Here is a 14443-nt window from a genome sequence, read left to right on the forward strand (position 1 = left end):
GTGGTTTTGCCGGCGCCCGGCGGGGCTCTGCAGCACGGCGATGCTGTGGGCTTCGAGCGTGGCCAGCAGCTCGGGCAGGGCGGCGGTGATGGGCAGGTCGGGGAGGCGCATTCGTTCAGTAGTTTTTAGCCCGCAGAGGACGCAGTGTTTTCGCAGAGGGCGCAGTGTCGTTCCAGAACAGCACTGCGCCCTCTGCGAAAACACTGCGTCCTCTGCGGGAACCTAATAAAGTGCCACCGAGCTGTCCACCCGCCGACTCCAGGCGTCGATGCCACCGCGCAGGTTCAGCAGATTATCCAGTTGAAAACGGTGCTGCAGGTAAGCCAGCGCCTGCATCGAGCGCACGCCGTGGTGGCAGATGAGCACCACGGGCCCGTCATCAGGCACTTCGTCGGCACGGGAAGCCAGCTCACCCAGCGGCAGCAATACGCTGCCCTCGATGCGGCAAAATTCGAATTCCTCGGGCTGGCGCACGTCGATGAGCTGGAGGTTTTCGCCGCTTTGCAGGCGGGCGTGCAGGGCTTCGGGCGTGAGTTCGGGCAGCATCAATAAAACAGGTGAAAGGCGGAATCAACGGTAAAATTACCCCGCGGCTGGTTAGCTTTGGCCGGCGGGCCCCAAACGGAGCCGCCCTACCTCACCTGCTGAAACCGAATTGGAAGAACTGCTCAGCTTCTGGACCGCCGCGGCCGGCAACGGCCCGCTCGAATGGGTGGCCGTGCTCACGGGTTTTGCCTGCGTATGGCTGGCGGCCCGCGAGTCGCTCTGGAATTTTCCGGTGGCCATTGTCAGCTGCGCGCTGTATGTGGTGGTGTACTCGGGGGCCACGCTGTACTCCGATGCCTTTTTGCAGGTACTGTTTATCGGGCTGGCGGGGCTGGGCTGGTACCAGTGGCTGTACGGTGGACGCAACCGCTCCGAGCTGCCCGTAACCCGCACGCCTAGGCGCGAGTGGGCAGGCTGTGCGGCTTTTGTGGCGGCCTATACGCTGGGCGTGGGCTACTACCTGCAGCACCACACCGATGCCACGCTGCCCCACTGGGACGCTTTTACCACGGCCGGCAGCCTGGCCGGGCAGTTTCTGCTCATCCGCAAGCGCCTCGAAAACTGGCTTGTCTGGATTGTGGTTGACATTATCTATGTGCCCATTCTCTGGTACAAGCAGCTGTACCCCACCAGCGCCCTGTACGTGCTCTACCTCGGCCTGGCCGTGTATGGCTACGTGGAGTGGCGACGGGCTCTGCGCCAGCACGCCACTCGCTCCGTTCCGCTTTCTGCCTGACCTGCTATGAAAAAACCGTTCCGCTTTCTGCCCACCGATTTTCCGTTTCCCGGAGCAGCCCGCTGATGCTGCGCATTGCCCTCACCGGCCCCGAATCGACGGGCAAAACTACCCTGAGCCGGCTGCTGGCCGAGCACTACGGCACGGCCTGGGCCCCCGAGTACGCCCGCGCCTACCTCACCGGCCGCCCCCCGGGCTACACGCTGCCCGACCTCGAAGACATTGCCCGCGGCCAGCTGCAGGCCGAGGAGCAGGCCGTGGACCAAGCCCAGCGCCTGGGCCGGCCGCTGGTGTTCTGCGACACCGATTTGCTGGTGATAAAAATCTGGGCCGAGCACTCGTTCGGCTACTGCCCCGACTGGATTCTGCGCCGCATGGAGCAGCAACAATACGCCCTGATTCTGCTGCTGAACGTGGACCTGCCCTGGGAGGCCGACCCGTTGCGCGAGCATCCGCGGCAGCGCAGTCATTTTTATGCCCTCTACCAGCGCGAACTTCGCGACCAGCTGTCGAACTTTGCCGAAATCTGCGGCCCGCCCGCCCATCGGTTCGAGCAGGCCTGCTTCCACGTTGATGAGCTGCTCGGCCGCCAGCCCCAGCCCGACGAAGCGGCGGAGTAACTTTACGGGGCGGCTGCCGTTGTTTGCCCGGTAGCGAATGGGTGCGGGTGTTGAGGATGAGGAAAGCAGCGCTATAATTAGTAGCGAATAAAAAAGGTATTGCCATGATTCACACCCTCGAAAACGAGCACTGCCGCGTTCAGGTGAACACCCAGGGGGCCGAGCTAACCAGCTTTGTGCGCCTGGAGGCGGCCGGCGAGCTGGAGTACCTCTGGCAGGCCGACCCCGCCTACTGGGGCCGCCACGCGCCGGTGCTGTTCCCCATCGTGGGCCGCCTGCCCGAAAACCGCTACCTCCACCAGGGCCAAACCTACGAGCTAAGCCAGCACGGCTTCGCCCGCGACCGGGAGTTTGCCCTACTGCACCGCAGCGAGTTCGAGCTGACCTTTGAGCTGCGCGACGACGCGGCCAGCCGGGCCGTATATCCGTTTGGGTTTGCGCTGCGCATCAGCTACCGGCTGGCCGGCTCCACGCTCACGGTGGGCTGGGAAGTCGAAAACTCCGGCTCCAAGGAGCTGCTGTTCAGCATTGGCGCGCACCCGGCTTTCCGCTGCCCGCTGCTGCCCGGCGAAACGTTCGAGGACTACGAATTCGTGTTCGACCACCCCGTCAGCCTCGACCGGCACCTGCTGCAAAACGGCCTGTTCAGCGGCGAAACCACGCCGCTGTTGCGCCACGAAACCGTGCTGCCACTTAGCTACGAGCTGTTTGCCCAGGATGCACTAGTCTTTCAGCACTTCGATTTTACCAGCCTCACGCTGCGCAGCCGGCGTTCGGGCCACAGCGTGCGGGCCCGTTTCGAGGGCTTTCCTTACCTGGGGCTCTGGACGGCCGGGCCGGGCGCCGAATTTGTCTGTATTGAGCCCTGGCACGGGTTGGCCGGCAGCGTGGGCGGCCCCGTCGAGCTGGCCGACAAGCCGGGCATTCTGCGCCTGAATGCCGGCCAGCAGTTTATCACCTCTTATAGTCTCACCGTTGCCTGATACCACTACCTCCGACATCACCATCCGGGCCATTTCGGCGGCCGATACCTACGAGCTGCGCCATAAGGTGCTGTGGCCCAACGAGCCAATAGCCTACATTAAGCTGGGCAACGATGAAGCCGGATTGCACTTCGGCGCCTTCCGCAATGGCAAGCTGGTATCGGTTATTTCGCTGTTTATTGATGGCAGCGTGGCCCGGTTCCGCAAGTTCGCCACCCGCCCCGACTGCCAGGGCCAGGGCATCGGCTCGCAGCTGTTGCGCCACGTCTTCAACGAAGCCCGGCGCCACGGCGCCCGCCGCCTCTGGTGCGACGCCCGCGCCCGCAACGAGGCGTTCTACCGCGCCTTCAAGCTGGAGCCCGAAGGCAACCGCATCTACCGCGGCACAGAACCCTATGTTCTGATGGCCAGGGATTTATAGCTGTTGGTTTTAAGGTAACGTCTGCCTGTCATCCTGAGCGCAGCGAAGGACCTTATCCCACCAAAACGACATCGTAATGATGGCTTGTTCGGGTGGTATAAGGTCCTTCGCTGCGCTCAGGATGACAGGCAGGCGCGTTTTATTCCGACCACTAATCCCTAATCCCGCATCACCGGGCGGCGGTTGTAGTCGGGCTCCCAGTCGTTGATGGGGCGCGAAACGCCGGGGGGCAGGTCGAAATCAGGCAGGCCATCGTCTACTGGTTCACCGCCGCCACTGTCGTCGTCGTTGCCGGGAGCCGGGGGCTGGCGCAGGCGGCGCCTAGGCATTAGCAACACAAAGGCGGCAAAAACAAGCGCGGCAAGCACATACAGAAGGCTGGGAGCGGACATGGCGCGGGAGGTTGAAAGGGAACGGGAAGGGCTCCGAAACCGAACAGGCTACTTACTGCAACGGGCAGTAGCTCCGGCTGGTTTTTGGCGTGTCAGGGTTTTGGGCCGGGCTGCCGCAGTGGGCGGGGTATATTTCTAAGATAGCTGATTGCCAGCAGAAAACGAAGTCGCCCGCTCTTTTTACGCCCGCTGGCCGCGTATGGCCCGCCAAAACCAGATTTAGTGGCGTACCTTCGCCGCACAGTTTAGGGGTGCCCCAGGCTACGCAAGTAGCCATAAGGCTGAGATCATACCCATTGAACCTGATCCGGGTAATGCCGGCGAAGGGAACAAACGATCCGCGAGCGAAACACCTATGGGGGCCGACCCCTGGCCCTGGGTACGTTCCACTTTTTCTATTTTTTCACTTTTGAAAAAAGCATTAACCACCGGACTGGCCCTGTTGGGGCTATCGTCTGGCGTGGCCTGGGCCCAGGGGCCCGTGGCCGGCACCATTACCGATGCCCGCAGCGGCCAGCCGTTGCCCGGCGCCACCGTACTGCTCGACGGCACGCCCAGCGGCACCACCGATGCGGCCGGCGCTTTCAGCCTGGCCGCTGTGCCGGCCGGCCGGCACGAGCTGCGCATCACTTTTGTGGGCTACGAAACCTTTGTGCAGGCCCTGCAGGGCCAGGCCGAAGCCCAGCGCGTGGCGGCCCGCCTGCAGCCCGGCGGGGTGCTCACCGGCGATGCGCTCGTGACGGCCCAGCGCGCCTCCGACCGCACCGCCACGGCCTACACCAACCTGGGCAAGCAGGATATTGCCAAGCGCAATTTCGGCCAGGATCTGCCCTATCTGCTCGATCAGACGCCTTCGGTGGTGGTTACGTCGGATGCCGGGGCGGGCGTGGGCTACACCGATATTCGGATTCGGGGCACCAGCAACACGGGCATCAACATGACCATCAACGGCATTCCGCTGAATGATGCGGAGTCGCACGGCTCGTTTCTGGTCAACCTGCCCGATTTATCCTCTTCCATCAGCTCCATCCAGGTGCAGCGGGGCGTGGGCACGAGCCAGAACGGCGGGGCCGCTTTCGGGGCCAGCCTCAACATCTCTACCCTCGACAACCGCGCCGAGGCCTACGGCGAAACCAGCAACTCGTACGGCTCCTTTAATACCTGGAAAAATACGGCCCAGTTCGGCACTGGTTTGCTGGGGAAACACTTCACGGTTGACGGCCGCCTCTCGCGCATCAGCACCGACGGCTACATGAACCGGGCGTCGTCGGATTTGAAGTCGTACTACCTAGCGGCCGGCTACCAGGGCAAATCCACGCTGCTCAAGTTCATTACGTTTTCGGGCCGCGAGAAAACCTATCAGGCCTGGAACGGCGTGCCCGAGCCGGCTATTACTGGCAACGCGGCTTTGCTCCAGCAGTTCATCGACAACGGCGAACTGAGCCTTGCCGATGCTGAACGAGTGCGCCGCGAAGGCCGCCGCTACAGCTACTACACCTACGACAACCAGACCGATAACTACCTGCAGAACCACTACCAGCTGCACCTTTCGCAGGCCTTGGGCACCGACTGGAGCCTGGGCGCGGCCCTGCACCTTACCCGCGGCCTGGGCTACTACGAAAGCTTCCGGGCCAACCGCAAACTGGCCGACTACCAGCTGCCCGACGTTACGCTCGGCGACACGACCATCAAGCGCACCGACTTGGTTGACCGTAAATACCTCGATAACTACTTCTACGGCGGCACCTTCGCGCTCAATTACCAACCCAAGAGCAACGACCGGCTGCAGGCTACCGTGGGCGGGGCCTGGAACCGCTTTGTAAACGACCACTACGGCGAGGTAATCTGGGCCCGGTTTGCCTCCACGGGCAACATCCGGCACCGCTACTACTTCAACGACGCCACCAAAACCGACTACAACGCTTACGCCCGCGCTACCTGGCAAGTGTTGCCCAAGCTGGGGGTGTATGGCGATGTACAGGTGCGCCACATCGACTACGCCATCGACGGGCTTGAAGACGACCAGAACGATGTGCGCACCCGCGCCCGCTACACGTTTTTCAACCCCAAAGTCGGCGCTACTTTCGCGCTTTCCGAGGGCCAGCAACTGTATGCCAGCTTTGCCGTGGGCCAGCGCGAGCCCGTCCGCTCCGACTTTACCGACCGCCCCATCGGCGACCAGAGTGCCAAAGCCGAGCGCCTCAACGACTTCGAGGCCGGTTACCGCCTGCGTAAAGCCGATGTGAACCTGCTGGGGGCCGGTGGCTCGCTGAGCTTTGAGGCCAACTACTTTTACATGCACTACCGCAACCAACTGGTAGCAACCGGCCAGCTGAATGATGTAGGCACGGCCCTGCGTACCAACGCTCCGCGCAGCTACCGTACCGGCCTGGAGCTATCTGGCGCGGCCACGGCCCTGCAGAACCGCGTCAGCCTCAGCAGTACGCTTACGCTCAGCCGCAACCGCATCCTCGACTACCGCGCCATCACCTACGACGCCGACTACAACCCCGTTGCCGCCGCCGAAGCGCGTACGACCACCATTTCCTACTCGCCCTCGGCCGTATCGGCCCACACCCTGGAGGCCCAGCCGCTGGCGGCCGTGCCGGGCCTGCGGGCGGCGCTGCTCTACAAAACCGTGAGCCGCCAGTACCTCGACAACAGCACGAGCGAGGACCGCCGCATTCAGCCCTACCAGGTGCTCGATTTCCGGCTGCGCTACACCATCCGGCCCGTATTCATCAAAGAAATCGAGCTGGGCCTGCTGGTAAATAATGTGCTCAACCGCCGCTACGTGGCCAACGGCTACACCTACGGCTACCCCGGTGCCGACGGCCGCCAGCAAACCTTCAACTGGTACTTCCCCCAGGCCACCCGCAATTTCCTGGTATCAGTGGGGGCTAAATTCTAAATCACAGATGTTGCAGATAGGGCCGATGCCGCAGATTCGTTCTGGCAGCGGATTCGCTCGAGGTATAGATGGTGGATTTCTGCAGGCGAAAGACTGATTCGTTTAACGAATCCTCTGAAAGCACGAATCCTCCGTCAGAACGAATCCACTGTCAGAACGAATCTGCGGCATCGGCCCTATCTGTAACATCTGTGATCAGATGATCAGACGTACTCCGCCGAGCTCGGAAATCTGATAGGGGAACCGGTCGCCGGGGGAGCCGATGAACATGAAATTTTTGGGCACTTTCCACTCGTGGGAGAGGCGGTCGATGAGTTCAGGGCCGAAGTGGCCTTGCATGGCCACAAAATCAATCCGGATCTGGTCGTAGGCCCGGTCGAGCACCTTGATATCGTTTACCAAATCCTGAGAGTAGGTTTCGCCTTCGCGCAGCAGCGTTACTATCTTAAGGCGGTTGGTAAACTCGTTTTCTACTACGTAGGCCATCACCTTGTTGAGGTTCGACACGTTGTCGCCTTTGGTGAAGAACACGAATTCCTGCTGGTGCAGCTCGCGGGTGGCCTTTTGCACCTGCAGGCGGCTGAAGCGCGATACGCCCGGGTATTTGTGGGCAAATGAGGTGGCGGCGGCCAGAATCAGCTCCAGGATAGAGGCCCGGTTGAGCATAATGTACACCACGGCCATAGAGGGCAGAAAGTACTGCAGAAACACGATCAGGTAGTCGGGGTGCAGCGTGATGTTGCCGTAGAGGGCCACCATAATACTGATGAGGGCCGCCGTAACCGTAACAATACCGGCATACACCGGCCGGGGCAGGTTGGGCCGTTTGCGCTTGAGCAGAAAGTTGCCCAGCGCGAAAAAGGCCATCACCGACAGAAACGAAATGGTGTACACGCCCGACAGTGGCCCCAGCTGCCCTTTGGTAATGAACAGCACCGAAGCGCAGAGCAGAAAAAACGTAAGCAGGATGACGTAATTGCTTTGGCGCCTGTTCTCTCTGAGAAAAAACTGGGGCAGAATGCGGTCCAGCGTCATGCGCTTCATCAGGCCGCTCACGCCCACAAAGCTCGTGAGTACGGCCCCGCTGAGCACGGCCACGGCATCAACGGAGATGAGTACCCCCAGCCAGCGGCCACCGGTGGTAGTGCCCAGATACGAGAGCAGGGTTTCGGCATGTTCGCCAACGGTGGCCAGCGGCAGCGCAGCAATGGCCAGAAAGGCAATAACCGGGTTGAAGAAGCTCACAACTACCCACATGTTGCGCAGGGTTTTCGGAAACACCCCGGGGCCCTGCTCCTCAACAAAGTTGGCGGAGCTTTCGAAGCCCGAAATACCCAGCATGGCCGCGCTAAAGCCAAAAAACAGCGCCGTAGTGATGCTGCCACCAGGCACGGGAGCCGAGAAATTGACCGAAAACGTGCTCAGGTCGTGCGTTAGCAGAAACCAGGCGGCCGTGCCCACCAGCAGCGTAAGCGACACCAGGTGGGTGATAAAAATGGCCACCGCCACCTTCGCCGACTCGGAGATACCCAGAATAGTGAGGGCCAGAAACAGCCCCAGCAACCCCAGCGTAGCCCACAATACATTGAACCCGTGCCAGAGCGTGTGCAGGTAGTGCATGGCCTCGGAGGCCGAAATTACGGCCGTGGCCATGTACGACAGGATGGTCAGGCAGGCGGCCAAAGCGGCGTTGCGCTTGCTGGTCGTGTTGAGCAACACGTTGTAGGCCCCGCCGTTGAGGGGTAGCGCCCCCACCACTTCGCCGTAAATTTTGCGAAACAGAAACAGCACCGCCGCTACAAGCAGCAAAGCCACAAACGCATACTGGCCGGCGTAGGCAATGGCCAGGGCCGACACGTAGAGGCAGGACGAGGAAATGTCGTTGCCGCAAATGGCGGTGGCCTCCAGCTCGGTTAGTTTCTTTTCGTGGCTCATAAAAAGGGGGCACCATCAGGCAATCGGGTGATGATGCGCCAATCCGGCGCCTCGTCTGCCTGAATTCCGTTCGTTTACAGCGTTACTGCAATACTTTCCGAATGTCGTCCATTTTGCCGAAAAGCACCATAATGTCATCGACCAGAAAAACAGTGTCGGCGGCCACCACGCCAATGGCAGACGGCTTGGTTTGCGAGCGGCCGAACATGTTGGTGGCCTGCTTCTGCCGGATGATGGTGAGCACGTTGATGTTGTACTTCTGCCGAAAGTTGGCCTCCTGAATGGTGTGGCCCACGTAGCGGGCGGGCACGGTGGCCTGAATGATGTTGTAGTCCTCGGTCAGGTCCAGCGAGTCGAGAATGCCTTTCATGTCGAGGCTTTTGGCCAGGCGCTCGGCAAACTCGGTTTCCGGACTCACGATTCTATCCACGCCAATGGCCTCGAGCACCGTTTGGTGCAGGGGCGAAATGGCGCGCCCGATTATTTTTTTAACGCCCAGCTGCTTGAAGTTGGCCACGGCCATTACGGAGGCGCCAAAATCTTCCCCGATGCCCACCAGCACTACGTCGGTGTCCTTGAGCGGGAGCGTGGCCAGGGCCCGCTGGTCTTTGGCATCGAGGCACACGGTATGCGTAATCAGGTCTTTGAACTGGGTGACTTTGGCCATGTCGTTGTCCACCGAAATCACCTCGTGGCCCATAGCCGTGAGCTGCATCGACAGGGATGAGCCAAAGTTGCCGAGGCCGATAATTATGTATTTCATGCGGGTTTGCTCAGCGAAAAAGTAAGTTCAGCAAAAGTTACGTGATGATAATATTCTCGGGCGGGTAGCGGTGGGTTGCGTCGTTCACCTTGCTAACCACGCCGGCAATGAGCGTAAACGTACCTACGCGGCCCAGAAACATCGTGATGATAATCACCAGCTTGCTGCCCGCCGCCAGCTCGCTGGTCACGTTCAGGCTCAGGCCGGTAGTGCTGTAGGCCGAAAACACCTCAAACGCCGCTTTCAGTATCGGAATGTCTGGATTGAAATAGGCAATGGACAGCGTCGCCACCCCGATAACCAGCGCCGAAAGCATCATCACGGCAAAGGCCTGCTGCACCGACTTGCTGGGCACATGGCGCCCGAACACATCGAGCCGCTCCTTGCCGCGGGCAATGCTGGCAATGTTGAGGAAAGCCAGCGCGAACGTGGTGGTTTTGATGCCGCCGCCCGTAGAGCCCGGCGAGGCGCCAATCCACATCAGGAGCAGGTAAATGAGCACGATGGGGGTGCTGAGCTGCGCCATATCCACGGTGTTGAAACCGGCGGTGCGGGGCGTAACGCTACCGAACAGGGCCGTGACGAACTTGCCGAAGCCTGAGTGCTCGCGCAGGGTGTTATCGTACTCAAAAATGCCGTACAGCACCGTACCGCCCACCAGCAGTGCGGCGGTGGTCAGCAGCACCAGCTTGGTATTCACGCTGATAATGCGCGGCACATATACGTACCGCTCGCGGCGCACCAGCTGCCGCCAGCGGCTAAGGCCCCTTTCGCGCAGGTAGCGGTACAGGTTGAAGATGATGGGAAAGCCAATGCCGCCCACCACAATCAGGGCGATAATGACCAGCTGAAAAGGGTAATTGAAACGAAAACCGTCGTTGTAAAGGCCCGCGGGCAGGGTAGAGAAGCCCGCATTGCAAAAGGCCGATACGGAGTGGAAAACGGCCAGCCCCATCCGGTCGGACAGGTGCGGAACGGCCACCGGACTGATGGACGCATAAATCAGGCAGGCCCCAATAAACTCCACCAGAAACGTGATGCCCACAATGCTGCCAATGGTGCGCATGGTGTTGCCGATGCTTTCCTCGTTCACCAGCCCCTGCATAAAAAGCTGGTTCTGAAATGACGAAGAGCGTTGGAAAAACAGCGTCAGAAAGCTCGTGAACGTCATGATGCCCAGGCCGCCCAGCTGAATGAGCATCAGGATAACGGTTTTACCAAAGGTGGTAAAGTACGTGGCCGTATCGACGGTGGCCAGGCCGGTAACGCACACGGCACTGGTCGAGATGAGCAGGGCATCGAGCGGCCCGATGCCTTGTACCGTGGCGCGGGGCAGCAGCAGCAGCCCCGCGCCCAGCAGAATAAGCAGCACGAAACTGCCGATAAACAGCAGCGCCGGATTGTAGCGCAGGCGGTAAATGGTAAGCGAGCGGCGCGAAAGCTCAATCAGGAATATATACAGCAGCACGCCCAGCACCAGAAAGCCCCGCTCAACGAAGCGCCCCAGCACCGTACCGTAGTAGAAAAACTGTTCAGGAAAGAAGCTCAGATACGCCCCGTAGGCCGCCAGCACGATAAGGCCGACCTCAACCATCACCCACCCCCGGGGCACCCCCGCCCGGTTGAGCAGGAACAGGCGTAGCACCAGCACCAGCACCAAAACCAGCGTGTAGCTCCCGTAGAAAACCGAAAACACCTGCTCGGTGGCCGCCGCCTGCCCAAATCCCAGGTCGTATACAAAAATCAGCAGCCCCGCCAGGCTCAGGTAAAACAGCAGCGCATCGGCCCGGCTGAGCAGCTGGGGCCGGTGCTCCTGCAAGCGGTCCTGAAAACGTTTACTTAGGGTAGGAGGGAGCATTGGGCGAGGGAAAGGAGCCGGCTACAAAGTCAAGCGGCTGCCTGCCGAAGCGAGGCATCCGTTCAAGCTCTTAGTCACTTCCTGGTAATGGCTTTAAAACAAAGGTAGCGGGGGCCGGCGCACCGGCGCTGGCACCTTCGCCGGGTTCTTGCTGCGAGGGGCCGCGGGTGGGATAGGCTAGGCGCTACGCAGATCAGCAACAGAAAGATGAAGAATGAATTTAGGATGTACCGGAACCCACTTGCTGGTAGGCTGTTCTGTTAGCGTATCGGGCGCAGCACACGAACAGCCGGCGCCGGCTTAAATCTTTATCTTTGAGCCACCCAACCCAATTTATCCTCTGCCATGTCTTCCGAAGCTGACGTACTCTCGCCCCAGGCCAAAGCCCACTCCGCCCAGCGCGGCTCCACCAACGCGGCCGGTTTCACCGATTATTTCGACCTCGACGGCCTGCTGACCGAGGAGCACAAGCTCATCCGCCAAAGCATCCGCGACTTCGTAAAAAAGGAAATCAGCCCCAACATCGAGAAATGGGCCCAGCAGGCGCATTTCCCCAGCGAAATCGTGCGCAAGTTCGGCGACGTGGGCGCGTTTGGCCCCACCGTGCCCACCGAGTATGGCGGCGGCGGCCTCGACTACATCAGCTACGGCCTGATTATGCAGGAAATTGAGCGCGGCGACTCGGGCATGCGCTCCACGGCCTCGGTGCAAGGCTCCCTCGTGATGTTCCCCATCTACGCCTATGGCTCGGAGGAGCAGCGCCGCAAGTTTCTGCCCAAGCTGGCCAGCGGCGAGTGGCTGGGCTGCTTCGGCCTGACCGAGCCCGACCACGGCTCGAACCCCGGCGGCATGGTAACGCGCATCGAAGACAAGGGCGACTACTACCTGCTGAACGGCGCCAAGCTCTGGATTTCCAACTCGCCCGAGTGCCAGGTAGCCGTGGTGTGGGCCAAAAACGAGGAGGGCCGCATCAAGGGCCTCATCGTGGAGCGCGGCATGGAAGGCTTTACGACTCCCGAAATCCATAACAAATGGAGCCTGCGCGCCAGCACCACCGGCGAGCTGGTATTCGACAACGTGAAGGTGCCCAAGGAAAACCTGCTGCCCGGCATCGACGGCCTCAAGGGCCCTTTGAGCTGCCTCGATTCGGCCCGTTTCGGCATTGCCTGGGGCGCCATCGGCGTGGCCATCGACTGCTACGAGTCGGCCCTGAAGTACAGCCTGGAGCGCGAGCAGTTTGGCAAGCCGATTGCAGCCTTCCAGCTCCAGCAGAAGAAGCTGGCCGAAATGATTACCGAAATCACCAAGGCCCAGCTGATGGTGTGGCGCTTGGGTGTGCTCAAAAACGAAGGCAAAGCCACCAGCGCCCAGATTTCGATGGCCAAGCGCAACTCTGTGGAAATGGCCCTGCACATTGCCCGCGAAGCCCGCCAGATTCATGGCGGCATGGGCATTACGGGCGAGTACCCCATCATGCGCCACATGATGAACCTCGAATCGGTCATCACCTACGAAGGCACCCACGACATTCACCTACTCATCACCGGCGCCGATATTACGGGTATTCAGGCATTTAAGTAAACGCGAAATGTAGCCAGCGACCTTTAAATGGAGACACTCTTCACAATAGTAGTAGTAGGCTTAGTGGCGCTTGCCATTGGACTAGCACAATCCAACTCACGCTCGTCAACCGCTGGCCAAAAGGAATCCTGGGTTGCCTCTTTTTTAACTGGATGTGCTTGGTTACTAGCGTGGGGTGTGATTAGCTACTTGGCTTCGGGCGCATATTTAGATAGCACTGCTGGCGGCGGTTGCGATGGGGGCTTATGTATCATGCGCTTTCTTGTGTTGCCCTTTATTTGGTTGGGAGTTGGTTTTGTTCTCTGGCTGGTAAAAAGGATGCGGGTGCTTGAAGACTAGGATAAGTGAAATGTAGTTGGTGCTTGCTATTATCCACGACAACCGCCTGCTGGTTACTGGCACCGAATATTACGGGCATTCAGGCATTCAAGTAAATCGTCTCAATCCTCCTCGACTATGGCGGCGCAAGCCTTGCATTACCTAACCGACGAAGCCGGCAAGCCCGAAGCCGTAGTGATTCCAATTGCGCGGTGGAGGGAGTTGGAAGTGTATTACGCCCAACTCCGCCGCCGCGGCGAGGTGCTGGAGGGTATGCAGAGTGCCCTGCTCGAAGCCCGCGCCATTGGGGCCGGCGAACAGCCGGGGGAGGATTTGCATGATTTTCTGAACGCGCTTTAGCTGCCCGCCGTGCCCGTCCGCGTTATTGCCACGGCCAACTTCCAACGCGAAGCCAAGCCGCTGCTGAAACGATACCGCTCGTTGAAGAATGAGTTAGCGACCCTGGGGGCCGCACTGCTGGCTCAGCCGGATGCAGGTGAGCGGCTGGGCTTGGATTGCTACAAAATCAGGCTGGCCATTGCCAGTAAAGGATAGGGCAAAAGCGGTGGCGCCCGCGTTATTACCTACCGGCGGATGGTAGATGTGCAGACCGATACCGAATGGGTTTTCCTGCTTCCGATTTACGATAAATCGGAAGTTGCTTCCATCGGCCGGGCTGAAATCCGCCAGCTGCTTAAACTGCTGCAAGGTGATTTGCCAGCCGATTAATCAGGAAATATTCTGCGTAAGTTTAAACGGCCGTTCTGGAAACAGAGCGGCCGTTTTTAGTCTGTTCGCTATGCCATCAAACATCCGCGCCACGCTGGCCAGCGCGCTACTGCTCGGGCTATTCAGCGCCGTATTCCTGCTTGTTCAATACAAGTTCCCCGTTAGCCTGGCGTACCCGCACCAGTGGGGGCACTCGCGCCCCGTGGTGCCAGATAGCGTGGCCCAGAAGTTGATTCGGCAACTAATAGCGCAGGCTGATTCGGGCGGGCCACCGCGGCCCGGAGCTGAAGCTACGGGCAAGGAATCGGTCCGACTTGATTTTCGCATCAGCCGGGTGCTGCTGGAACACTGGCCGATAAGTACCTTTCTCAAAATGAAGGATGCGGAAGTCCGGTATCAGTACGGTCAGGAGTCGGTCAGTGCAATGCGGCAGTTGTATGCCGAGAAAATGTTGTCGGCGGCTGATACGGCTTTCATGCACCAGCAGCTACTGCATTCCACCGGCTTCCGGCTGGAGGAACAGTACCTGCCCGGCTGCACTGTTATTCCCGTTGACACCCTGACACGCTTAAGTAGTCATGCAAAAGTAATCGTGTATTGTTTGCCGACGTTGGTTAAGACGTCTTCGAGTCGTTGGAGCAGTGTTTGGT

General features: G+C 60.1%; 15 protein-coding genes and 1 riboswitch. Of the genes, 10 read left to right on the plus strand and 5 right to left on the minus strand.

Features of this window, described 5'->3' with window-relative positions; all coding sequences use genetic code 11:
* Positions 1 to 222: 222 nt before the first annotated feature.
* Positions 223 to 546: a rhodanese-like domain-containing protein gene (locus J7E24_RS17300; RefSeq protein WP_215139370.1), complete on the minus strand. Its 324-nt coding sequence runs from the start codon at positions 544 to 546 to the stop codon at positions 223 to 225.
* Between the two features lie 109 nt (positions 547 to 655).
* Between J7E24_RS17300 and pnuC the strand changes: the two genes are divergently transcribed.
* From pnuC to J7E24_RS17320, 4 genes are all read left to right on the plus strand, one after another.
* Positions 656 to 1282, plus strand: a complete 627-nt coding sequence (pnuC, locus tag J7E24_RS17305; protein WP_215139371.1) for a nicotinamide riboside transporter PnuC — start codon at positions 656 to 658, stop codon at positions 1280 to 1282.
* A 65-nt stretch (positions 1283 to 1347) separates the two neighbouring features.
* Complete coding sequence (locus J7E24_RS17310) at positions 1348 to 1902, plus strand: AAA family ATPase (protein ID WP_215139372.1); 555 nt, start codon at positions 1348 to 1350, stop codon at positions 1900 to 1902.
* A 104-nt stretch (positions 1903 to 2006) separates the two neighbouring features.
* The gene (locus J7E24_RS17315; RefSeq protein ID WP_215139373.1) at positions 2007 to 2885 is read left to right on the plus strand and encodes an aldose 1-epimerase family protein; all 879 of its coding nucleotides are present in this window, start codon (positions 2007 to 2009) and stop codon (positions 2883 to 2885) included.
* The gene (locus J7E24_RS17320; RefSeq protein ID WP_215139374.1) at positions 2878 to 3306 is read left to right on the plus strand and encodes a GNAT family N-acetyltransferase; all 429 of its coding nucleotides are present in this window, start codon (positions 2878 to 2880) and stop codon (positions 3304 to 3306) included. Before J7E24_RS17315 ends, J7E24_RS17320 begins: the two co-directional genes overlap by 8 nt.
* A gap of 158 nt (positions 3307 to 3464) precedes the next feature.
* On the opposite strand, the gene J7E24_RS17325 is transcribed toward J7E24_RS17320, so the two are convergent.
* Complete coding sequence (locus J7E24_RS17325; RefSeq protein ID WP_215139375.1) at positions 3465 to 3698, minus strand: hypothetical protein; 234 nt, start codon at positions 3696 to 3698, stop codon at positions 3465 to 3467.
* 237 nt (positions 3699 to 3935) lie between these two features.
* Positions 3936 to 4046: riboswitch (TPP riboswitch) on the plus strand.
* Between the two features lie 61 nt (positions 4047 to 4107).
* Between J7E24_RS17325 and J7E24_RS17330 the strand changes: the two genes are divergently transcribed.
* Positions 4108 to 6609 carry a TonB-dependent receptor gene (locus J7E24_RS17330; protein ID WP_215139376.1) on the plus strand — a complete coding sequence of 834 codons (2502 nt, stop codon included), beginning with the start codon at positions 4108 to 4110 and terminating at the stop codon, positions 6607 to 6609.
* A 195-nt stretch (positions 6610 to 6804) separates the two neighbouring features.
* Here J7E24_RS17330 and J7E24_RS17335 read toward each other — a convergent pair whose 3' ends face one another.
* The 3 genes from J7E24_RS17335 to J7E24_RS17345 form a co-directional block, all read right to left on the minus strand.
* The gene (locus tag J7E24_RS17335) at positions 6805 to 8544 is read right to left on the minus strand and encodes an APC family permease (protein ID WP_215139377.1); all 1740 of its coding nucleotides are present in this window, start codon (positions 8542 to 8544) and stop codon (positions 6805 to 6807) included.
* Between the two features lie 82 nt (positions 8545 to 8626).
* Complete coding sequence (locus tag J7E24_RS17340; RefSeq protein ID WP_215139378.1) at positions 8627 to 9307, minus strand: potassium channel family protein; 681 nt, start codon at positions 9305 to 9307, stop codon at positions 8627 to 8629.
* 37 nt (positions 9308 to 9344) lie between these two features.
* Complete coding sequence (locus J7E24_RS17345; RefSeq protein ID WP_215139379.1) at positions 9345 to 11165, minus strand: TrkH family potassium uptake protein; 1821 nt, start codon at positions 11163 to 11165, stop codon at positions 9345 to 9347.
* Between the two features lie 345 nt (positions 11166 to 11510).
* Between J7E24_RS17345 and J7E24_RS17350 the strand changes: the two genes are divergently transcribed.
* From J7E24_RS17350 to J7E24_RS17365, 5 genes are all read left to right on the plus strand, one after another.
* Complete coding sequence (locus tag J7E24_RS17350; protein ID WP_251047262.1) at positions 11511 to 12746, plus strand: acyl-CoA dehydrogenase family protein; 1236 nt, start codon at positions 11511 to 11513, stop codon at positions 12744 to 12746.
* 456 nt (positions 12747 to 13202) lie between these two features.
* Positions 13203 to 13424 carry a hypothetical protein gene (locus J7E24_RS17355; RefSeq protein ID WP_215139380.1) on the plus strand — a complete coding sequence of 74 codons (222 nt, stop codon included), beginning with the start codon at positions 13203 to 13205 and terminating at the stop codon, positions 13422 to 13424.
* 9 nt (positions 13425 to 13433) lie between these two features.
* On the plus strand, positions 13434 to 13619 hold the full coding sequence (locus J7E24_RS17940; RefSeq protein ID WP_317195684.1) for a hypothetical protein: 186 nt from the start codon (positions 13434 to 13436) through the stop codon (positions 13617 to 13619).
* Positions 13620 to 13667: 48 nt separating this feature from the next.
* Positions 13668 to 13793, plus strand: coding sequence for a hypothetical protein (locus J7E24_RS17945; RefSeq protein ID WP_317195686.1), 126 nt, complete (start codon positions 13668 to 13670; stop codon positions 13791 to 13793).
* Positions 13774 to 14443, plus strand: a 670-nt coding sequence (locus J7E24_RS17365) for a hypothetical protein (protein ID WP_215139381.1), incomplete at its 3' end; no start/stop codon positions are given. The genes J7E24_RS17945 and J7E24_RS17365, both read left to right, overlap by 20 nt.

The sequence above is a fragment of the Hymenobacter sp. ISL-91 genome (assembly GCF_018613725.1).
GTDB lineage: Bacteria > Bacteroidota > Bacteroidia > Cytophagales > Hymenobacteraceae > Hymenobacter.